At 54.7% G+C, this 22,211-nt stretch carries 10 protein-coding genes and 1 pseudogene; 1 reads left to right on the top strand and 10 read right to left on the bottom strand.

The genetic code is table 11. The features are described 5' to 3' along the window. Window position 1 precedes the first annotated feature (1 nt). Window positions 2–2,419 carry a hypothetical protein gene (locus QF118_RS16930; protein WP_282300217.1) on the top strand — a complete coding sequence of 806 codons (2,418 nt, stop codon included), beginning with the start codon at window positions 2–4 and terminating at the stop codon, window positions 2,417–2,419. Window positions 2,420–2,433: 14 nt separating this feature from the next. On the opposite strand, the gene QF118_RS16925 is transcribed toward QF118_RS16930, so the two are convergent. The 10 genes and pseudogenes from QF118_RS16925 to QF118_RS16880 form a co-directional block, all read right to left on the bottom strand. Then, window positions 2,434–5,910, bottom strand: coding sequence for a hypothetical protein (locus tag QF118_RS16925; RefSeq protein WP_282300216.1), 3,477 nt, complete (start codon window positions 5,908–5,910; stop codon window positions 2,434–2,436). A gap of 47 nt (window positions 5,911–5,957) precedes the next feature. Then, window positions 5,958–8,717: a penicillin-binding transpeptidase domain-containing protein gene (locus QF118_RS16920; protein ID WP_282300215.1), complete on the bottom strand. Its 2,760-nt coding sequence runs from the start codon at window positions 8,715–8,717 to the stop codon at window positions 5,958–5,960. Between the two features lie 8 nt (window positions 8,718–8,725). After that, entirely contained in the window at window positions 8,726–10,606 is a 1,881-nt protein-coding gene (locus QF118_RS16915; protein ID WP_282300214.1) for a hypothetical protein, read from the bottom strand. A 42-nt stretch (window positions 10,607–10,648) separates the two neighbouring features. Continuing rightward, on the bottom strand, window positions 10,649–11,956 hold the full coding sequence (locus QF118_RS16910; RefSeq protein ID WP_282300213.1) for a hypothetical protein: 1,308 nt from the start codon (window positions 11,954–11,956) through the stop codon (window positions 10,649–10,651). 53 nt (window positions 11,957–12,009) lie between these two features. Continuing rightward, complete coding sequence (locus tag QF118_RS16905) at window positions 12,010–15,033, bottom strand: hypothetical protein (protein WP_282300212.1); 3,024 nt, start codon at window positions 15,031–15,033, stop codon at window positions 12,010–12,012. Window positions 15,034–15,348: 315 nt separating this feature from the next. Next, window positions 15,349–16,968 (bottom strand): hypothetical protein, encoded by a 1,620-nt coding sequence (locus QF118_RS16900; protein ID WP_282300211.1) that lies wholly within the window; start codon window positions 16,966–16,968, stop codon window positions 15,349–15,351. A 149-nt stretch (window positions 16,969–17,117) separates the two neighbouring features. After that, window positions 17,118–17,822: pseudogene (locus tag QF118_RS16895) on the bottom strand (integrase core domain-containing protein); the annotation flags it as partial. A gap of 257 nt (window positions 17,823–18,079) precedes the next feature. Then, entirely contained in the window at window positions 18,080–19,534 is a 1,455-nt protein-coding gene (locus tag QF118_RS16890) for a hypothetical protein (RefSeq protein ID WP_282300210.1), read from the bottom strand. A gap of 58 nt (window positions 19,535–19,592) precedes the next feature. Next, window positions 19,593–20,618 carry an amidohydrolase family protein gene (locus QF118_RS16885; RefSeq protein ID WP_394357065.1) on the bottom strand — a complete coding sequence of 342 codons (1,026 nt, stop codon included), beginning with the start codon at window positions 20,616–20,618 and terminating at the stop codon, window positions 19,593–19,595. Between the two features lie 14 nt (window positions 20,619–20,632). Continuing rightward, window positions 20,633–21,955 carry a radical SAM/SPASM domain-containing protein gene (locus QF118_RS16880; RefSeq protein ID WP_282300208.1) on the bottom strand — a complete coding sequence of 441 codons (1,323 nt, stop codon included), beginning with the start codon at window positions 21,953–21,955 and terminating at the stop codon, window positions 20,633–20,635. Between the last annotated feature and the right edge of the window lie 256 nt (window positions 21,956–22,211).

Genomic DNA, 22,211 nt, shown 5'->3' with positions numbered 1-22,211 from the left:
AGTGAAGACTGTAAAAGAGATAGTGCAGGATGCTGCTGAGGTCGCCGAGCGGACGGGCGAATTCCTGCTTGACAGCCAACCGTTGCGAATGGACGAAAGCCTGTCCGAGATTGATCTTGGTTTACTTAGCTTGCCGCCAACCACGCGCTACATATTCAGAAAATGCGTTTTTGAAGTGCCGGTCAAGGGGACGTCCCTTCTGGCAGAACGGGTGGAATTCGAAAATTGCGTCTTTGCTACTTGCAAAAATAATTGGGACGAGGAAGGAGAACTGGATTTCAAGAATGATGCCTGCGCTATGCAATTCGAAGGGTTAAGGGCAAAGTTCCTGAAAATTTCGCTTCTTGGCTCGTACCGCTGTTACAAGGGGGATGAAAGTAGTCAAAGTTCCGCGAGACTGCTGATCGACCTTAGATCCTGCAGCATAGAGCAAGCATTTCAATTCAGTGTTCGACACACTTTCTGGGACGCGGCAGATATGCCTATTCATCCCGGATTGAAACAGGAAATTCCGCATGGAGCCATCTGGTTGGTTTGTGATGGAGCGAGGGTCGAGGGAAAGTGCGACATCGACATTCATGACCTCAAACCAAAGGGCCTGATCACCAGCGAGGGGGCTGGATATATGTCCAAGCAAGGGTCTGGTCGTCTTTATGCCATGCTTTTGTCTTTGGAGGACGCCTCTTTTTCCGACCGGCTGTCTATTGGAGATCAGGGGCTAGCCGCGGACCAGCATGTCGATGTTTCGTCATGGCCGGTGATCGCCGTGAAGGCACCTGGCCTTGTGGTCGGGGGCAGATTGAAGGTGTCCAGAGTCAACTTTCGGCCTTTGGCAGTGAAAGCGAACGGCGATCCTGGCAACGAGAAGCCCAAGCCAGACGACCCTTTGTCCGTGAAGCATCGACCCATTTTCAATCTGACTGGCGGCCAGATCAAGCATCTGGTTTTCAGTGATATGCTGGACAACGCTTTCAAATGGCAACGACCGGGAAAAGGGACCGATGAGGACGGGGCAGCACCTGAAAACGGGATCGTCAATTGCCGCATCGATCTTGCTACAGATCGATTGATCAAGGCCTCGGAAAAGAGATCACAACGCAGGGAACTCCCGGCAAGGGACCGTGGCGACTTCTGGATTCATTTTGCCAGCATACGGCGCGCAGATCACCAGCAGCCTCTTTTTGTGCTGGCCGAAGCATTGGACCGGGCAGGGGAAAGAAAAGTCGCAGATGTCGTGCTGCAACGGGAAAAAAAGTCCCTGATCAGCCATGATCTTCGTCTGTGGTTCGGTCAACGGTTCTGGAAAACAAAGGCGGCGGTGACATTTATTGCGTATTTTATTTCGGTTGGTGTTTTGGCCAGTTTCACGCCGACGTTGTGTCTGCAATACGGTCCTGACCAAGAGCCGTGGTATTGCGGATTGAACAGTTCCAGCGCCACTGTTGCTGCTTTTGTGTTGGTGAGCATCGCAGTCGTTGCCTGGTTTGGGAGGACATACAAAAAGGACGCCGTCGGTTTCATCGAGCTGGTGTTCAACATTTTGGTTCATGCTGCCATGAGCAGCGGTATTCGTCCTTTGAAGCCGCTTGGTGTTCTGTTGGTCATCTGGACCGCAAGTATTCTCGTCTACGAATTGCTGGCGGCAAACGGTTACATCGTCCCTGATCGGCTGGAAGTGACGGCGAGTGGGCCGCGCTGGCACCAGGTCGATATGATTTATCGACAGATGCCCCGGCCGGGAAGCGGTTCTTCTTTTCTGCAAGAAGAGGAAATGAAAACTTCCGGGGCAGTCGGACCCGAGAAGGAGTCATTCTGGTTTGACAAGTCCTTTTCGAAGGTGGCGACCGCACACAGCGGACCTTTCGACCTCAACCGGCTACCCGAACCGCTGACCGAGGACGACAAGGCGATGTTTGGCTGGATTCACACCAGCGACATTCTGCGGGTCTGTCGAAAGAACTGGGTCAACCCTTCGAAGATCGGTCGCGAGGTTTGGGTCGACACCTTGTTTCGAGGACTTGAACAAAGGCATTGTGACGAAAAAGACAGCAACGAAAAGTTGTGCCAGCTACGGGAGGATCCTGACAATCACGCGGTTGAAAACTTGTGGCGTGACAACCTGATCCTGGCTTTTGATCCGGCATTGGTCAACCATGCCTGTACTCGCTTTCTGCCGCCCGAGTATTCTACTTTCAATTCATGGCTTTATGCCGCCGACGTCGTCATTCCGCTGCTGGATCTCAGGCAGGAAAGGGAATGGTCCATTCGTGCGACCCAGGTGGACACTTTGGAGTTTTCCTTCTGGAGCCGGGTTGCCATATTCTTTGAGGCGTTTTTCATTTTGATTGGCTGGCTGATCGCGTTGATCCTTGCCGGCGCTTTAACCGGATTGTCTGACCCGCGGCGCAGGCCGTTTTAAAGTGTGGCGTCCTGCTACAAGATCGGCCCCCAATTGCTGCGCAACGAAAGGCTGTGAAGCTGCTTTTCTTCACGAGGTTGCAAGGCATCGGGATTGGACATCAAACCAGCCATGACTGTCAAGGCGACGGTCGGTAAGGCAAATGCCAAATGGTGTGACGCCCCCATAGAGACGAAGGTCATTGGCTGACCTACGACCGCCGATAGTCCCAACATGTTGCACCATGACATAATGAACTGGCAAAACAGGATCACGGCCAAGTTGCCGATAGCCACCGCACAGAAAAGCCCCACCCCGCGGAACGAAGGGTAGAGGGACATCCGCAGACCCGCATTCAACGCAAGCGCCAACATCGAGGTCAGCATTAGTGCTTGTGCTAGTACGATGACAGGCAGGGCGTCCAATCCCAGGCTGGCCAAAAGGAAAGTAATGGCAAAATCATCCTGGATGGCGGGCACAGCCAGAACTGACAATGGAACATCCCCTGAGACTGGAAAGATCGTCGGATAATTAGGGCACAGTGTGCCAAGTGCGTTCTGCGCCGGGTGAAGGACGAGTGTCTTCAGGACCTCGAGCTTTAGTGGCACCGGGGGGGTATACTCACGGATGTTGTCCCAGAACCCGCAGCCTGTGGCCGCTATGACCTGGCGTGAACGCCGTACCTGCAAAGACAGATCAGGGTGTTCGATGATTAAAAGACCGGTTTCCAGATCCGGTTCGCGGAAAAGCGACGCATCCTTGAAGGACAAAATACGTTCCTGTGGGACTGCGGGTAGCTCAATCAGGGCCTTTGCCTGCAGGGTCCGGAGGGCATTGGTATCGACAACGCTTGGCAGGGCGTTCTTTATCGTGAAGCCTGCTCCGACAAATGCAACGGTCAAAGCCAACAGCACAAAAAGCGCTCCGGTCGATTTCGATTTGAGCCATATCGTTGTATCCGACCATGCAGAGCGTTTAAAAGTATCCTGTCCACGGTACCAGCTTGCCCGAATGGTGCTGAGGGTGGGAACTGAGTTTTGACGCTTCAATCTGCCCTGTTGTGCGCCGGTGAACCAAAACAAGAGACCCGCAACCGTCGCGATCACATATAACGGTATTCCTGTCGTCGCTGTTGCCATGCTGAGACACAGCAATATCAGGCCGCGGATGATCATGGGTTTACCGCTTAGCAAAAGAAAGGTCATCAGGCAGACCCCCGACACAAGCCCCATCGCCACGATGATCACGATCGGTGACATGTCAAAATTGACATAGCTTCCCACCGCGAAGAACGCGGCGACACCGAAGAACTGGAAGAATAGCCAAAGCAGAGAACGCCCCTTTTCAAAGGACAGCATCCATTCCTTGCGTTCAAGCGCCGTGGCCAGAATCAAGGCCAGCAATATTGCCAGCCAGGTCTTTGCCGCCTCGCTGGGTTGCACCCCGCCAATCCCGGTTTCTGGAGTGATGAAAACCAGCACTGCCAAGACCAACGAAGGAATGGCAAGAATCATCGAAGGCAGTTTCTGGGCGGCGACAAGCCAACCGACGATTTGGCGTCGTTGATGCAAGATGCCGGCCAAAACAATAAGGCCAAGAAGTGCCGCTAGGGCGACTGGCGGCCAGTTGTCGGATGCCATTGTCCCAAGCATCCACGCAGTTGCGCTCATGAAAGTGAGGCTTGTTTTGCCAAGTGCAAAAACGGTTACGGCACCAGCAGCGGTGATCACTCCCAAGCCGATCCAGAGCCGGCGTATGCGGTGCCCCAAAAAGCCTTTTCTCAGGGCCCATTTGGTTAAGTCCACGATGCGGCGGGGGGGGATCACAGACATCCAGATCACCAGCAAGGCCAGCATCGCGAGCGCCGCCAGGTGTCGTTCGTAAAGCATCATGTTCAAGGCAAACCGATTTCCGAGGGTTTGCTGTGCCAATCCTACCGAACCCAAGCCCGCTATGATGGTTACGCTGGCCCAGAACAGAAACAGGAAAAATCCACCAGCCATATTGACAAGCAGGGCGTAGATCAGGACCGGAAAGGCAATGGAATACAATGCGATGACGGCGATATGGGCATCGAAAAGCGATGTGGCCTGATCGAAACCGGCAGTGCCCTGTGCCGCTGGGAGGTTTTGAAAAAGCCAGAAAAGCAGAACGGCGATGGTTATGAAAACGAGGGGTTTGAACTTGCGTGGACCGCGCGCCAGACCGAGCAAAGCGGCGGTCCATTTATGAGGCGACATTATCGCGCGGTGATTGCCGCGATCGAATACGAACTGCAGCACGGGCAATGCCAAAAGATACAAGACGGCAAGCCCGAACAGCAGATGCTCGGCCGTTTCCAAACCAATGCTTCTCGTCACGGCAGGGGAAATCGCTGTAAACCACAGCCAGAAGGCACAAGCGAGAAACGTGACACTCACCGGAGCGTTCGGGTTCCGCAAAAAAGCCGACACCACAATTGCAATCATCAGGAAGATCTGTGGCAATGACATAGTCGTCACAAGACCCCATACGGCCGCAAATATCCCCGGAGGATCGGACTGCACGCCCGCAGGCGGCAGGCCTCGCTTAAACTGAGGAGAAAAGGTCTGACTGGTATATCGTCGCTCAGGGTCAAGACCGTCTCGTTCCACTTGGTCAATCTTCAGCCAGTGTTCCCGATCGATGGGGGTCAAAAGCAGCCGATCACCCTGATGCGCCACGGTATACCGCGTCCGACCAAGTATGATGCTTTTCAGCGTACCAAGGCGATCGGTATCGGCGATGGGCCAAGGTTGCCGGCCCAACTGAAAGCATTGCGTGGTGCTTTTGGGACACACGGTGACCAGTCTGCCTCGGTCGGCGCGCAACTGGAAACCCGTCTTGTCCTTTTTTATCAACAGGCTGCTTTCGGCGACATTGTCCTGCCTGACTATAATCGGTGGCGCGGATTTTCCCTGAAGCCAAAGCGAAGCCAACCGGCGCATCGCATCCAACCCACCCACGGAATCCAGCCGGTCGGGGGTATGCGGAACGCGCCCACCAATCAAGACCGATTGGCTTTCCCATGTCGCCAGGCCGGGCTGCCTTGTTCCGTAAACCATAGGTAAATCGAGAATTCTGCGGTTGTCCCGAAACAAGGTCAGGATTTCATGCCCTTGGGTGATTTCAACGCGGTAGGTCTGGCCAGCAAGTTTGAAGACATCCCCGTCCGAAAGCGGGAAATCGATATTGCTCAAACTTTGGTTTTCGTAGCTGAAGGCTATAAGGCGCTGCGATGAGACATTTGCTATCCGCGGGTTGTCAGGAGGGCCAAGTACGACGACATGTCTTTCATCGGCACTGTCTCCGCCTGCGGTCTGGCCCAGTTCGACCAAACCTATGACATGACCCTTTTCGGGTGCGTCCGACGCGGGTATGGTCACGGCCAATTCTAACAGTTCACTGACTGGATCAAGCGCCGCCATTCGGTCAATGTACAAACAGTACCAGAAGTACGGCAGCGCCAGAAACAGCAGCGAAATCGTTGCCATCAGCAATCGGACCGCAAGTGGGGGCCTGTCAGGGATCGGCCGGTTCTTCATAGGTGACCCGCCTCGGACATCGCGCCCAGAATGCCGCCCGTCAGGGCAGGGCAGGGCGACCCTCCGCTGGTGTGGCTTATTGCGCAGGCAAAAGCGTAGCGTGGCTTGCCTCCCGTGTCGTCGACCCAGCCCACGAACCAGTGCGTTGTCAGGTTTTGGCCCCTGCTATCCGTGATCCCCATGGTCGCTGTGCCGGTCTTGCCATGGACACGCGTTTGTACCGCCTTTGCCGCGCCAGACGACGACCCAAAAGATGCCGCGCCTGTTCCGCCGCTTTGCACGACGGCTTTCATCCCAAGGTGCAGCTCACTGAACATGGCCTGAGCATCTTCGGTTTCCGGGACCAGCGGCCCTTGGAGGGGGGGGACAAATCCAACCTTTCCGGCAATGTGCGGTTCAATCCGAGCATTCAGGGCTATGCTGCCCGCTGCGATGGCCATTGTCAGAGGTGAGGCAAAGGCGTTTTGGCCATAGGCATTGATCGCAATGTTCCGTTCGTGGAAATCAAAAAAGGAGGCAGGGCCATCGCTTGTTGCCAATCCGGGGGCGCTTTCCAGTCGCGGAGCTTCCATACGCGGGACAAAGCTTGCCTCTACGGCGATATCTTCGGGCAAGGCCACCAGAGGTTTGGCGCTGTGCAGATCAAGGGCCTTCAGGGTCTGCGCCAACCCGGTGAACGCGCGCGGTTTGAATGAGGAGTCGTACAGCGCATTGATGGTTTGCCGGTTCTCAAAAACCGCCATCTGGCCAAAGAAGATGTTGGATGACCGTGCGAGCGCCTCGCATACGCCGTAGTTGCGACCAGCGGCTGCTTTTTGTGCTGCCAATCCTTGCGAGCGGCAGGAGTTCGCAACGCCCTGATTGTAGTTGAACGGTATTTCTCCGCGGTCGCGAAATGTGAAGGGGGGCGCGACGTTTTGGCGGTTCGACCGAACGGTGGTTTCGGTCTGGTCGACCGCAAAACCGATCTCATTGCGGTAGGTTTTGTCACTGGCACCAAAGACCGACTGAGCAATCAGTGATCGCTGGGCATCCGGGATGCCTTCGTTCAAGCCGATCGCCGACCGAATGAGCGATAGCGCCGAAACGATCTTGATCGACGAACCGGGTTGAAGACGCGCATCCAGTCCGCGCCATACACTTGGCGAGGCAGGGCTGTTCCCTTCGGCGCCGGTGGCCAGAGCCTGCAAGTCCCATATCGGCATCGCTGGATCGAAGAAGGGATAGCTGACGGCCGCGCGCACGGCGCCTGGATCTCCCTGCAGATCCACAAGGACAAATCCCGCTTTGCGGGTTTCATCGAACTGGGCGGGGACGTTGCCGGTTTGAACGGGAAACGTCCGCGTTTGCAAGAGGTCGCGTGATTTCTCCAGTGCAATGCTTTGCAGCGAGGGATCGAACGTCAGCAGCAATTGATCGCGTGTCAATCCGGCGGGAAGGTTTTCCAGAAAGTTCATGTAGCTGCCGTTGGAAAGCCCGGGCAGCCCGATCATCGGTTCAAGGTTCAATTGATGCGCCGCAGCAGACAGGGCGATACCTCCGCTTCCCGTGTTTTCCAACAACGGGTCGTTGACGCGCACGGGGCGCTCTGCTTCCGGGATATCGGGGTCTTCTGAAACCGCAGGGGTTAGGGCGGCATTTCGCGCCAATTCAGCCTCGACAAGATCGACAGAGACACGGCGCACCTGCCTGTTTTCAACCAGTTCAGGCCAGCAGTTCGTACCAAGACATGCCAGATTGAACCTATCGTCGATCCGGCGTCGAAGTGGTTTGGTCGCGCCTGTGCGCGATGGTCCAAGACCTGCCCGCAGTCGGGCGCGCAATTCACCGGGCAATGCCGAGACCTGTACGGAACCGACCACAAGTCGGCTGTCTTCGTTCCATTCGCCAGCCAGGAGTCGCAGGCGATAGGCAAGCGCCTTATCATCGTCAACATTTTCGAGATCCTTGCAGGGCGTGACTCGCAGCCGAACAAGGTTTTCCTGATCATCCACACACAGCGCCTCGAACCTTGCGCTAGGATGTGCATTTTCCGGTTCGAGCTTTGGATTGCGCCCAATGATGTCCAGAATGGCGGTGCCCGAGCGATCATTGAGCAGTCTGAAAGGGCGCATTTCAAACTCGCTGTTGGCCACGTCCGGCCCTGAGATCGCACTCCAGTCGCCAGGGAATGGTGCTGTGCGACGCGCAAAACCGGAAAAGATCGAAGGATCGACTTCGTTGTTGCCCGCCGATTGCGATGCATTCGGATTTGTCTCGGCCAAGTCCTGCAATGTGATGACCCAGGGTGAGCCAATGCAGTTCCCGGCGTCGCTGTCTGAAATGCCGCACTTGGGGCTGAGACCGGCGTCACGCACGGCAACTACGCTGCGGCGCGTTTGATGCAGGGACAGTTCCTTTCGGATTTCGATCCCCGCTCCGGTATCGCGCCACAACAGTTTTTCGGCCACGGCCGGGGGGAGGAAACCGCCTTCGGGCGGTGGGATGCCGGCCTGTTCGCGCGCCAGCCCATGGGCGATTTCACGTTTGGTCAGCAGCTTTACCTGATCGGCATCGGGATCGTAATAGATGTACCCGTGCCTCACCCCACTATGGAACAGCTGGGCAGAGACGCTGTTGCTGGCCCTGACGCTGGCGGTTTCAACCCATGTCTTGTTGCGCCCCGCTATAGTGTCAAACGTTTCAAAAAGCTGAGAAATTAACACGCCGACGGCAAGAAGCAGCCCGATCGACAGGATAAGGGTCAGAAGGCGCATCCTTGTAATCATCTGGCTGCCTCCTTTTCCGGCTGGCTATAGCGGGCAACAATTGGGCCGATGCGAATACAAGTACCATGCTCCAATCGAACTGCGTTGTCTTCTCCGCGCTTCGTTTCGACGTAATGCAGCGCCTTTTTGTTGCCCTCCACCGCCCGCATCGAAAAGAACTGCTTATCCGCAATATTGCCGAACTGGGCTTGGATCGTGTTTTCCCAGAACTCAGCATAGCCCAACAAGTCCAGTTTTCCGCGCCTGTCCTCGACAACCACCTTCGCGGCGATGTCCAACCAGTCCAGGCAGACCTGCCTTTGCTGCGCTTGCTGTTCGGACCTGCTGAGGGTAACCGGAACATGTGGATAAGCATCCTGTTCGCGGCATTCATGCGGGAGTGGAATGCCGACCCATCCCAGGTTCCCGGTCGTGTTGGTATGGGACAGGAAGGCAAAAGAATTTCCCGGCAGGTCAGCTTGCATGGCCTTTAGAGGTTCCATCAAGGACTGGTCCTTGATGCTCAGATCAAAGCGCGACCGGATCGAGACAAGCTGAACGCTGTGATCGCGTCCGACCCGCGTTTCCGTGATATCATCCAGATAGATCTGATCCTCCCAGATTTCCCCGTCACTGTCTGCCGTGGCCACATGGTCACGTTGGGGGGAAAGGGGATAGGGCTTTGGCCGGATGATCATTGAAAGGGTGTGCGCTTGCAGTTCGTGTGCCAACAAGGCCGACGAGGAATGGAAATTGACCAGGCTTTCGCGAACCAATTTGGAGCCGGAGGGGCTGGGCAACAGCAGTCCCAAAACTTCCAGCCTTCCTCCCAGCAGTGCGTCCGGACTTGCCCGCAAGCGCGCGTAGGCGCTATTCGGAGCCAATCGCAAGATCGCGCGATACCCGGCGTGTAGCGTTTCCCGGGCAAGAATACCGCCTGAAACATCCAGTTCCAGAATTCCGGTGGCAGGGTCGATGGGTTTTTGCGGAATGTCGCGCCATTGTTCGCGGGGGTCGCGGCTTTCTGATATCAGGGAAATCGGCTGGCCTGCGGTTGGCAATTTCTCTCCGGAAAGCACGGCTTTTGCCTGGTCGCATATGTTTGTGAAAAATACGCTTGCGCCGCCACCTGCGATGTTGGCGACAGGCGGGAGCACGAGGCATATCGCATCTTGACGAAGCAGGGCCGTAGTATCGGGGAAGTCCACGTTCTGGTCTTCCGGCACACCGTCTTGCGTATTGAGGTCCGCGCCTTTGGGAAGCTCCTTACCATCGGCGTCAAGCCGAAAACTGCGCTTGAGCTTGATCTGCGCAGGCAGCAATGGCGAGCAGCCAAAACAGATGCGGTCCTGCCCCAAATAGATACCGGCAGGAGCGGTTTCTCCGGCGCTGGAAAACACGACGTTCCATTCCGATACGATCACCGACCCATCTTTTTCGTCCGGGGAATAGAGATAGAGCGACACGCTTCCCCTCGGAATTTCGGATTCCCGCTGGGGTACAAACACGGCACTACCCGTAAAAAAACCGCTGCGCCGACCGTCCGGAACGATTGTTTCCAGCACACGTGCTTCGAAGGCGACACCAAGATCGCGAGAATGATTGCGAATTACTGTTTGAATGCGTCGGCGGTCATGGTTGCCAGGCGCGGCGACTTGGGTTCTGATCACAAAATGGGTCATCGGAGCGTAAATCCGGCTGTCCCGATCGACAAACGGAGCTTCTATCACCTGAACAATGGTTTTCAGCGCATCGTCAATGTCCGTGGACCTGCGGCTTGATTGGTCTTCTCTATGGGGAACGAAAACCACAAGCCTTTGACGGTACCACTCTGGAGGCCGTTCGCTGTAATTGTCGCGATGACCCAGCAGCTTGTCATTGTCACTCAGTTTCGGCATCTGTTTCCCCACGTCGAAAAACAGGCAGTGTTTCAAGCCTGTCTACCCGGTCCAGTAAGTGTGCATCTTTGTTGTCGCTTCGTCCTGTTTCTTTCGCGGTGCCAGTGCAGCGGCAAGAATCGTCGATGTGCGAACCGGTGCCCATTTGTTCGCGGCATTGTTCCAGAAATCGTGTTCCGGATGTCGAATGCGATACAGGGCGCGGGCGACCTCGTCGAAAAGCGAAGAACGCAGTTCTCCCAGGCCCAGAGAGAGTTCCCCTGAGCTTCCCTGCATCTGTACTTCTGCTGGAAGAAAAATCGAAGCGACTGCCTTCGTCGACTTGTCCACACCGTTTATGTCGAAGGGAACCAGCCTGAAATCCAGATTTCGGCGCCTTGCCGCAGCGATGGTTTGGGCCAGCCCATCTCGGTTGATGAACTGTTCGATATGGTCTTCGATGTACTCCGGGCTGTAAAGGAACTTGATGGGGTCGTGAAACGTCGCCGGGTGCCTCCGCTCTGGACGTTCGGTTTCTCCGATAGTGAGATCCAGAATGTGGTTTTGGCTGCCCACATTGCCGATCAACGATGCGGCAAGGCCCAATTGTCCGGTTGCCAGAACAAAAGGAACTGGATGCTTGATGGCAATGTCCGCATTTCCAAATGCTTCTATCAAGCGGTCGACATGTTCGGTCAGCGAGCCTCTGGAAAGCTTGATCGTCAGTTCGGGATTTTCGGGCCAGATAAAGACAAAAGTCAAATCCAGCGGATCATCTGAGGATGTGGCCTGCGCCAAGTCGGTCAGAGTGGACGTGATCCCGTTTTGCTGTGTATCCCTGATGAAGTAGTCGGTCAGATGAAACCGGATCCAGATCGTCTTGCCGCCTTTATGGCTCTTACTGGTCCTCGAGACGATCCGTTTCGTCACTTCCGAAATCAACTGTTTTGTTGTCTTTTCCTTCAGATTGGGAACAAGTCGACGCTGCCTTGGTCGCACGTGATCACCAACGACATCCGACTTCACCCAAAGCTCGGCATCGACTGTTTGGTGAGCCGTGACGATCGTTTCAGCTGCAGCTTTGGTCAGGGGGTGGTCATGGTTGCTTGCTGTCTCTTGCGTTGCATCCGCATCGAAATCTGTGGCTCCGGGTGTTCTCCCGCTGGTGCTGTTTGCTTCGCTGCCGCTTCTGACATCACCGGCATCCCAGGCAAAAACGAATTTCAGCCTTTCTGCCTTGCTCTTCAACCCACCTTGCCATTTTACCTTGAATGCATTTTCCGGAAGCAATTCCATGCACTTGTCAAAATCGCGATCATCGAAATTACGACACCCAAAATCCATCGCGATCAGTACGCGAAGGGCCGTCAATTTGTCATCTCCGGCAAGGACTATATGAAAGTCGGGTGTTGGGCTCATTTGCTTCAGGTGCTTGTCTCGGTTGGGATCGCTCCGAATCGAGCGATCCGGAATTCAGCCTGTGCTTGTGTCGGCATAGTTGCATCTATCGTCGATTTGAAAAAGAGCTTTACCGTGACATGCATAGTCGTTGCCCCTAGTGTTTTATCCTGTACTCTAGTGAAAATCTCGATCGGAAATCCGCTCGTAAACGGCCCCACCGTCTGAGAGACAGCCAACGCTTCGCTGATCATGAAACGCTTCGGGGCCTCGGGATCGGTGTCCTGATTGTTCATGATGTAGCGCGCAACCTCTGCGCTGCACCGACAAATGCATACCCTGTCAAAACTCGTGTCGATAACGCAAATGCGTTCTTGCCGTTCCTCAACGCTTTTGATTTCGGCAACCTCCACGATCCTGTTGCCATTCGACGAATCAATCAGGAACAGGCAGGCCTGCATCAAGAGTTCGACATTGTAGCTTCCGAGCTTCTCTGCCAGCGACAAGGCACCGCGGACAACCATTCCCTTTGGGTCCATACCGGCGACGCCATTGACCAGTATGTCACTCTCGTAGAACACCTTGATGCCGTGCTTTTCGGCGGCATCGTCGATCCAGCCGATATAGGGGGAGAACCGGGCTCCGCGCCCGGTTACGATCCAATGGGTATCATCGGGTTTTGGCAGGCCAGCAAGGAAAGCCGACAGTTGGTTCCTGAAGGTTCGGATGCTGTGCGTATCGGCAATATCGCTCCAAAGAATTTCAAGCGCGCGCTGGGAACCGATCGTAACCAAGCGGATCTTTCCCAAATCGGGCATGTTCTCCAAGGCATCGATAAGTTCCCTTGGGAACCAATTGGAATCGTTGTCGTATTGGTCGTCCTGGGCAAACACCACGTTGAATGATCCAACTGTTGCCGATGCCCCATGCTTGGTGAAAGAGATCTTTGCTTCCTCCAGTCTTTCAAGCCCGATACGTTTACGACGGTAATCCTGTCCAGGCATTGCACCATCGAGACCTTTGGCCAAAGAAGGATCGTCAAGATCGAAAGCCAGATCCAACAGGTCGCGATTGTTAGGCAAAACCTGTTCAATACACTCACGGATCGCATTCCCGATCGATACGTCAAGGATGCTGCCTCCAAGGTCGGCCGCCGAGGTATGGCGCCAACGCCGTTGTTCTCCTTCAGTACCCAGTGTCGCGACATCAAGCGTCCGAAACCCACAATCCAACAAACAAACCTCGGCCAGATGGGAGACGGGGATCTCCTGGCCACCAGACCGAACCTTTGCCTCCGTGTGCAAAAACCGCAGGACCGCGGTCGGCTCGGGAATGGTGCACACGGCTTGAACGTAGTTTTCTACGCCTGTCCCGACCAAAAAGACCAGAAGTTCACGCAAGCGTTGTTCCATCGCGACATAGGTGTCCGAACTGACATACCCGGGATGGGTAACGATCATTTGCACCGGAGTGGGGAGCGAACCTGCTGCTGGATCCCCTTGCAAAAGCTGGCTGCTGCTTTCCCTTTCCGCGACAAATACTGCCTCGATGAATCGCTTGCGGCAAATTTCCTGAAAAATGTCACGCAGGTCGAAGGTCTCTCCCTTTAAGGTCAGTGCCGTTTCACCGCGAAAGAAGCGGGTCTTGAAATCGGATACAGTTGCTTTTGCAAACAACTCCTCTGCAAGTGTCGCACGGATTTCGTCCGCACCATACAGGACAGTCATTTCAGCAACTGCCTGGGCGGCTTTGGGAAACCGTTTGCGGATGCCGGCGATTATGAAGGGGGCAGTACCTGCATACAGCATCTCAGCTGGCAACTCGGTGGTTTTGTACAGCCTCGATGACGTTTCCTCGTCAAGGCTATAGAGCTTATTGGCAGGGCGAGAGATATTCAGAATTCTTTGCTTTTTCGAAGACTTGTCCCAATAGGCCATCAAGTGACTGCCCGCTCCGAGATCGAGAGCGATCCTGTGGTCGTATTCAGCATCAAAACTTCGCGTGAGCTCTAACAAAACCGTGCTGGGTCCTGGCGCGAGCTCGACTTTCATTGTTCCCGTGTACAAAGCATTGCCGTTGCGGGTTGTAGCCTTGCGGTCCAAATCAAGCGTCAATGGGGTTTCTGCGTTCGAATTTGCAACAGCGTGAAGCCCCGAAACCGTCAAGGTATTACCGGCTGCGTAGGCTTTTCGTATCTCTTCATCACCGACCAGCTTCTGATGTAGGGCGATCGTCAAAGTCGAGCCTCCCACGACCCTGTACCAACGATACTTCTTCCCTATCCCGTATAGAGACTCGTCGCGCCGAAATCCAAAGACCCTTTTTCTGTCCGCATTTTCGGGCTCAAGGTCCAATCTAAATTTAAAAGGTTGCAAACGGCGCCCAAGGTTTTCCGGAGTAGACCTCGGAGGCTCTGCAATGAGATTGATTTCCGGGTGGCGTCCAGCGGAATGCAACACTGTCCAAAGCGCTTCGGCGTCCTTTACGCAGTCCAAAGAAGCCTTCCAATGCGACTTGTCCTCATTGCTCGTCAGTTCAAAGTCGTGAACTGAATCTTTGGGTCGAAAACGAAAGCGAAAATTCAACTGGGCATTGGATGCATGAGGACAAGAAATCACCAGATCAAACCTGGTGATTTCGTCGTCCGTGCCAACATTGTCCCGCACCTCGGTTGTCAGCTTGCCTGTTGGATCAAAGCGGTTGTGGTTCAGCCCATGAAAGACTGGAGGATATTCTCGACCCTGACCAATCTCCAGCGCGGGCAAATCGCCATCCAGGGCCACGCGAAATTCATGTTGATCCAACCAGATTGCCAACCCCGGCGTGGTGGGTGTCACCTCAAGAACCGGCTGGCCTTGACTCCGGAACTCCAGAACAACGTGACTAAACTCAGTTGGCAGATCGGGGGTTTTGAACCGAATTGTCTTTTGGGTGTCGTCAGGTTCTATTGCGGCCCCATCTGCCTCGACAAAGACTACCTTCTGTTTGTTTCCAGAAACGAACTCAAACTTGACCTTGTCGACCTCTGTGAATAGGAACGGGTTCAGCATCAACTTGCAACTTGCATCCCACTCGAAAACCAGTTGACCCCATCCCGGCATCCCAAATCCTATTCATCAATGGATCTTCAAAAATATCAACATCCTTCTGAAATACTCAAAAGACAGAAGTATACAAAGTATTATTTTTTCGCCAGTTGGCGGGGATTGGAGCTGGATCAGCCTCAAAGAGGCTGAGCAAAGGGGGGGCAACTAATTCACTTTAGGAGTTCAACCGACCCCTCGGCGTCGCTCATTCGCGCAGCACAGGTTGGATGATATCCACTAGCCGTGCGGTTGGCGTTGTTCCGATGCGGTACGTCTTTCTCAAGCGATGCGTTTGTGATTCAGCCGATCGAAGGCGGAAAGACACCGACCAAAGGCTTGACGCGAGTGGCTGGATTTCATGACGTGTTCCCAGTCACGGTACAACCCATCCGAAGGCAGGTCCATACGTTGACACAATCTATTGTAGGTAGCGGGGGCCAATTCGCGAACGACAGCCATATTGCCCAGCACCATGTCCCCGTCAAATCCGCGCTCTTTTTGCGGAAAAGCGCTCATGAGCGCGGGGGCGAATTCCAGCCAGGATGTGACTTCGAGAAGGCTCAGATCGACAAAAATATTCCGTCGGAACAACGCCAGCAACGCACCGCGATACAGTTCATGGATGGGACGCAGAAGATTGCGGTTTTCAAAGCTCAGGCCATAGGCGCAATCCAGCAAAAGAATGGTTGAGATTAGACTCTTGTCCGGCAGATCGATTAGTTGCCCTCTATTCATGTCGGGCAGTCTTTCGAGGATTTCAAGCGCGGGGGCTGCGGCAGCAGCCATCTGGGGTTGAACGGAAATGACCTGATCCAGCAATTGGCGCGCGGAATGATCCGGCATTTCAAATTGTTGGGCTGCCAAGGTGTTACGGAAAAGATTCAGGTTGCTATCGTCCGCCGGTACAGGGAAGTCCGCAGCTCGCAAAGCTTGCCCAAACGATATCATTCCGGGTTCGAACAGTTGCAGGGAAATCCCGGGAACGCGGCGTGTGAACCCGACGGCCAAGCTGCGCCGGGCCCTTTCGTTGGGTTCCAGCTCGTTCAGCAAAAATAGGACCGGTGACGCCGACGGGGCAATCTCATTTTCATCCATTAGAATGGATGAAACCGAATCGTCCCAAAGGCTGGGTTTCAAGTGGTGGCTGGCCTGAGGATCCAGGTTGTCATTAACTGTGAACTGCGGCGTCGAGGGGGTTTTGGTGCGGCAAAACCATGCCGCTTCCTTCATTAGCCAGTGACGCAATTCCTGGAACAGTTTCGGCGCATGAAGCGCCCAGTCGGCCCGTCGGAATCGTACGGTGGTTTGTTCTACAAATACGGATCGGTCTTCGATGCGTTTTGCGAAATGTCCGCGATCTTCTACACCGCTTCTTGCCGTCTGGACATTGGATACAAAAGTCCATTCTCCTTTGTGTCGAACCATCCACGCGCCTTCGCCCTGACTTGCGGATGGTGCGATCAACCCGGCAGCACCGGTGCGTATCGTCATTTCACTTGGCCGTGCCATGCGTTCGAACAAGTCGTCCCAAGCGTCGATCGGTCTCAGAAGAAACTCCAAAGGTCCACCCAAAGCGGCCCCCGAATTGTGCGAAGGCGCCCGCGAGAAAAACGCGGTCTCGGAACGTATCGTTCCCCTGTCGTTGTGTTCAGCACCTTTCAGGCCAAGGGAATGCACCGATCCAAGATTCGAAACGGGCGCACCGGCGGGCAACTGCCCGGACGCGAAATGATTCATGACTGCTGCTCGACTGCCTGTGTTTTGGTTTTTTGTTTCGTCAATCGTAGCGCAGTCGAAGTTTTCACGCCCACACATGTGCAAGATCAACCGAAGAAAAAGGTCGTTATGTGGCGAAATTGGCACGACAGCACCTTTCTCTAAAGCGATGGGTTTTCGCACACAGGACTAGGCCGATTCCGTTAATTTTTTCTATTCTCGTTTGCCTTCTCAGGCCATCGGGCACTTGTCGTAATAGTGAAGAGGTGGTTCCGGAAATCTGAACAGTCGGGGGTGGTCTGCCCCCATCGGGTGGTCCGATTTAATCGCTGTTGCATTGTGGGCCTTGGGCCCATCGGAACGCTGCTTTCAGTCGCAGGTGGCGGTAGCCCAGTGCACTGTGTGTCTTGGCTGTGTTGTAGCGGTTTCGCCATTGTTCCGTCAGGATTTGGGAACCCTTCAAACTATAAGAGCTTTCGCTGTTCAACAGCTCTTTGCGTCGCCAGATGCGTTCGATCTGCTTGTGGTTCACACACCAGCCCGCGTTGTGTAGCAGCCCAGTCACCATGCGATATCCATAGCCCCCGTACTGATCGGCGAGCTCTTTGTTGTTCCGGGCAGACGCTTTTCGTCAGCACGGACTTGCGGAATCTTGCTCTGCGTGGATTCGGGTCTGCCCGAGCGTGCGATAAGCCCGGCGTTCCGAAGTGCCACGCTCCAGCCGGAGATGGTCGACACACTTGCGGCGACGCGGAAGGATCAGTGGGTTCCCTTTGCGGCTTCCGCAAGGTTGAGCTTGTCAAACGTCAGGTCCGATATCACGCGGCGCAGCCGTTGGCTCTCTTTCTCCAGTTTTTTTAGTCGGGCGAGCTGAGACAGCTGCATCCTGCCACAAAGCTTCCGCCATCGATGAACGTCTGCTGCGTCACGCCGATTTGGCGCACCGCCTCGGCAATCGTCGCGCCTTGGCCTTGCAGAGCTTCAACCTGCGGAAGCTTCGAAACGATCTCTTTGGGCTTCTCTCGTTGTTTAGCCATCGCTGATCCTCCAATTGCAGGACAAATCTATTCCATTTGGGGGGCCACTTTCAGGCGGGCTACTACAGTGTTTGAGAATAGAAACGGGAACAACCTGCGGATTTTCAGATTTCGCATCATAGGACCAACAGCTTAGCTGTGTTTTGTGGCGGAGGGGGTGGGCCTGACGTCGAACCTTCTCTGGTCTGCTCACTTGAGGAAAGCGTGGTTACGGGCAGCGCTCCCGAAAAGATCAATTGCCAACGCACCCGAGCACTTTAGCGGCACAGTTCACGGAAGCGCCTGATATGCTTGGAGCGGACATACCCGAGATCTTCGGCAAGAAGTTCACCGGACCCGAGCAATTTCTCGCAATGCTGGTCAACCAGGTCAATGAACTTACCATCAGTTGGGTAGAGATCCTCCAGCATTGGTCGGCGCCACGGATCAGATCCTTGGGCCCGCGATAGCAGCGGCTCTGCATAGCTGACGCCAGGAAGCAGGGCCAAGCATTCTCTATCTGGAAAACAACCCCACCCGGTATAAGTGCCGAGCGGGACTCGCAACTCCAATGGTAGTACAGACCCTGATTCATTGCAGCAGGCGTCCAGTGGCGGCACGAAAGGACTGCCCAAGCCCCCAAACCCAAGTTCACCATTCGCCCATGGGAAAAGGCTTTTCAACGACTGAGATTGCGGCACTAGCGGAGCGCTGGCTTGCCAGTCGGCTATTCCATCAACTCTAATGTGCTGAAAAATGGCGCGGACGGATGGCGAGAAATCAACTGGTGGTAGCGCAGATGGGCGAAACCAGTCACCATTGTATTGGCGTGGAAGCCTAAGCGCCAAGGAATCGCCATGAGCTGTAGAGCAGAGGAAAGGCCCATGCTCATCGGAGGGAGTACACCATTTTTCAGTAGAGAAATCTAAAGAGAGCGCCGTCATAGCCGCCCGTTCCGCGAGTGGACGAAGCGGCACCGCCTCGGCCTCGTTCAAGCTCGCCACCTCACTTGTCGCCAGCCCCGCGCCCCCTGACCCGAACAAAAGGCACTGTTCGCCGGCTCCCATCTGAGAAGTACCCGGCTTTAGAGCCTCACGCAGAAAGCGCGCTGATTGTGAAATACCGATCCAAGTGATGACGTCAGGCGGACGCATCTCCAACCACTTTGCCAATCGCTGCTCAACGATCAATTCGCGCGTCATGTCGAGAACGTGCAAGAACACACTGTCCCGCTCTTGGTTGGTCAAATAGTCCAGTCGGTATCTGCGGCCGGGTCGGAGAGTCTGACCCGCATCAAACGAAAGATGGTTGTTGTCGTCTTTTCTGATTCGAGCCTCTATGCATGCCAGCGATAGTTCGTCGGTTACCGTCGCCTTATCGTAAGATGGTGCAAGCGGGTGACCGTATTCAGCTCCGAGAGCGACCGAGTTGCCGGCCTTGGTTAGCCGAATTGAAAGGTGTACGGATCTCGGTTCAATTCTTTTTACAATTCTTGAACGCAGTGAGAGAAGATCCTTGTTCCCGCAATTACACAGATCGGGCTGCCATCCGAACGTGATGATTGCGAAGCCACGGTCAATAAGAAAATCACATCCGCCAGTAGAAAAACCAGGCGGTGCAAACAAGCGATCGATTTCGCTGTTTCCTCGATTGGCGGGTTCTATGATCCAGCCGCGCATCTCGCCGCCCCGCGGCACAAGGACCTTGACATCAAAGCACAGTATCTCGCGCATCGAGTGGACGGTGACATCGAGACGCGTAGCTCTCCGACTCCGCAACTGTTGATGCACCTCAATCCGCATTGCGGGAACCGCTGCCGATCAACTTCGCTAAACGCTCTAGCTTGGTGGAAATAGCGGCCGCAATGCTTACTTCCAATGCATTGTCACCCAGAAGAAAGCGAAGGGGGTTGCTCCAACCAATTCGCGAACGGCAGTCCTCAGGTAAGGACATAACTAGGGAATACTCATCCTCATAGCTGAAGGAAGATAGCGCCGTACCATCGGCAGAGCAAATTGCCGTCCACGGCTCGTCGCTTCCCCAGAGAAGCTTATCTGGTGCGGCTCTCCACAAGCTCTGCAAACCCGTGTTGGGATCACCAAAGTCGATTGGAAGGCGCTGAGATCTCTCCGTTAGAGGCTGACTTCTATACTCCGCGCACAGCGACAAAAAGGGTGAGCTATCAAAAAAAAGGTTTGGTAGCGCGGCCACGTGTGCGACAATAGTTCGATCAAAGTCGGCGGCATGTGCAATTGAGAAGCGGACTTCTGGATGTGCTTTCGCCACTTGCACCACGTGCCTTGCGTGGGTGAAGTCGGGAACAGGTTTTGTATGAATAATGATAGGAATGTTTGCTCGCGCGGCTAGATCAATAAACGGCGAGCCGATTAATCTAGAAGCGCAGCAATTGGTCGCCCTAGTGTGCAGCTTGAAGCCAAAGTAGCAGCCCTCCCATTCTGAGAGCGCTTCAACCTGCTCTTCGACTCGATTGCAGGGATCAATCGCCAGTACCGGCAAAAGCCTACCTTGCCCGAACACACTGCACTCCCTGAGATGGGACCTATTGATCAGTTCAAAAGGATAACGTTCAATGCCACCTGCCTCAAAGCGACCGTCACGCAAGCTAGCGCTGTCAAAATAGAGCGAAGCTGGCATTGGAAAGCACACGGCATACGCCAAGCCCATCCACGCGACCTTTTTTGCTAGGTCCCGGGCGTTCTGGGAAGTAGGGTACCGGCCGACAGACAAGTTGTACAAGTCTAAGCCAGTGGCATGAGTATGGCAGTCAATCAGAGATCGCGAGTTCACGAGGTCCATTGTTGAATCCGCGCCTACTCAGGTCGCAGCAAAGAAACCTGATTCTTCCCACGTACTTGCTTGGCAAATAGCATAAGCTGCTCCACCGAGGTGCTACGGAATGTAGAGCACCGCGCATCGTGGAGTCGATCGTCGAGCTGATGGTGGCGGCAACCGCCCATACAGCTTGGAAGCGCTACGCAGTTCGAACATTCAGCGTCAGTAAATGGATCGAAATCCAACCACTTCCGCTGTCTTTCGAGATCTAGGTTCGCCAGGTCTGAGATATTTCCAATAATCTCACCTCGGTTTCCCACGTTCTCCCAGCATTTATATAGCTCGCCTTCGCTGCCAACAACGAATTCATCGGGTCGAACCGCTGTGCAAGGTGTGGTGATTGGACCAGGCAGCGCAGGGCCATTGAACCCCATTTCAGCAGCAAGTCTGAGAAATTCGATCTCTTTTTGAGCGAACTCACCGCCCGCAAAGCAGCGCGGCAAGTATGTTGCAGACGGCGAAGGCGCTCCATCATCCACATTCACCAAATGGCCAAGATATATCGTGATCTTGCCGTTCAGACGCCTGCCCTGGAGAATTTCGAGGAGCTCTTTGCAGCGATCATAGTTTGAGGTGTCCGCGTTTACCCGCACAGTTAAGTCGAGAATCTCGCAACTTGCCTCAACATTCTCAAGCACCTGTTTGAATGAGCCCTTTCCATTTGTCTGCGGGCGCATCTTGTCGTGGATGTCGGGTGGGCCATCGAGGCACACCTGTGCGTGCGTAATACCTGCGCTTCGCAGGGCCTGAGCCGTACCAGCGTCGAGAAGGAAGCCGTTCGTGGTCACGTTCGCCGCATACCGAACGCCGTGCTCCAAACTTAGGGCTTGAAGTTTGGCGGACAGTCCCAAAAGCCGGCGTTTCGCAAGCAGCGGCTCTCCGCCGAGCCAGTGAATTTGAAGCGTCTCTAGGGTCGGCATTCGCTCCGAAACGAGATCAAAAAGTGCTTGCTCAACACCAGCACCGATCAACGATACCCGTTTGTCCTCATAGCAATACGGACAGTCAAAATTGCACGCCAAGCTGGTGATAACAGTTAGGCCCAAGTGGCGTCGGTCCGCACACCCTAGGTTGCGGCGGCGCTTGAGGACGTCGATCTCTCGAAGTCGCTCCGGAACCAAGAAATACCATCGGCGAAGCTCGGCCGCGATCTCTGGCCGATTTGCAACAAACTGAGCGGGGTCTTCTAGCAGACCAAAATAATCGTCGAGTTCTAAAGAATATACTGCCCCAGACAAACCGGAGTGAAGATATCCAGAACCTTCAAACTCACAATGTGTTAGAAATCTTGACAGCTTCATCCGCCGGGGCCTCAGATACACGCGGGCTGTCGCCGCCGGTTCGATGTGCGAGAAGCGAAGATCGAGCGCATGCGGGCTTTAGCGCAAGCAGGCGCTCAAGCTGTTCGTCCACGTTGATCGTTCCAGCGCGCAGCAAGCCGTTATCAGTCCTCATTAGTTTGTTCCTCGACCTAGACTCGAAGATTACTATCATACCGGCGCTCTCTCGGTCTACAAAAAACTTGGGAAAGCGAGCCCAGCCTGGAGCGCAGCGATC

This window comes from Tropicibacter oceani (assembly GCF_029958925.1).
In the GTDB taxonomy this organism is placed as follows: domain Bacteria; phylum Pseudomonadota; class Alphaproteobacteria; order Rhodobacterales; family Rhodobacteraceae; genus Pacificoceanicola; species Pacificoceanicola oceani.
Note: the sequence above shows the minus strand (reverse complement) of the source record. Positions and strands in the feature narration are given on the sequence as shown.

Excerpts from the sequence above, each read along its gene's own strand:
- QF118_RS16925 (WP_282300216.1), bottom strand. The coding sequence starts at position 5,910 with ATGGCAACGATTTCGCTGCTGTTTCTGGCGCTGCCGTACTTCTGGTAC.
- QF118_RS16915 (WP_282300214.1), bottom strand. The coding sequence starts at position 10,606 with ATGCCGAAACTGAGTGACAATGACAAGCTGCTGGGTCATCGCGACAAT.
- QF118_RS16880 (WP_282300208.1), bottom strand. The coding sequence starts at position 21,955 with ATGAAGCTGTCAAGATTTCTAACACATTGTGAGTTTGAAGGTTCTGGA.
- QF118_RS16905 (WP_282300212.1), bottom strand. The coding sequence starts at position 15,033 with ATGCTGAACCCGTTCCTATTCACAGAGGTCGACAAGGTCAAGTTTGAG.
- QF118_RS16885 (WP_394357065.1), bottom strand. The coding sequence starts at position 20,618 with ATGGACCTCGTGAACTCGCGATCTCTGATTGACTGCCATACTCATGCC.
- QF118_RS16920 (WP_282300215.1), bottom strand. The coding sequence starts at position 8,717 with ATGCGCCTTCTGACCCTTATCCTGTCGATCGGGCTGCTTCTTGCCGTC.
- QF118_RS16890 (WP_282300210.1), bottom strand. The coding sequence starts at position 19,534 with ATGCGCGAGATACTGTGCTTTGATGTCAAGGTCCTTGTGCCGCGGGGC.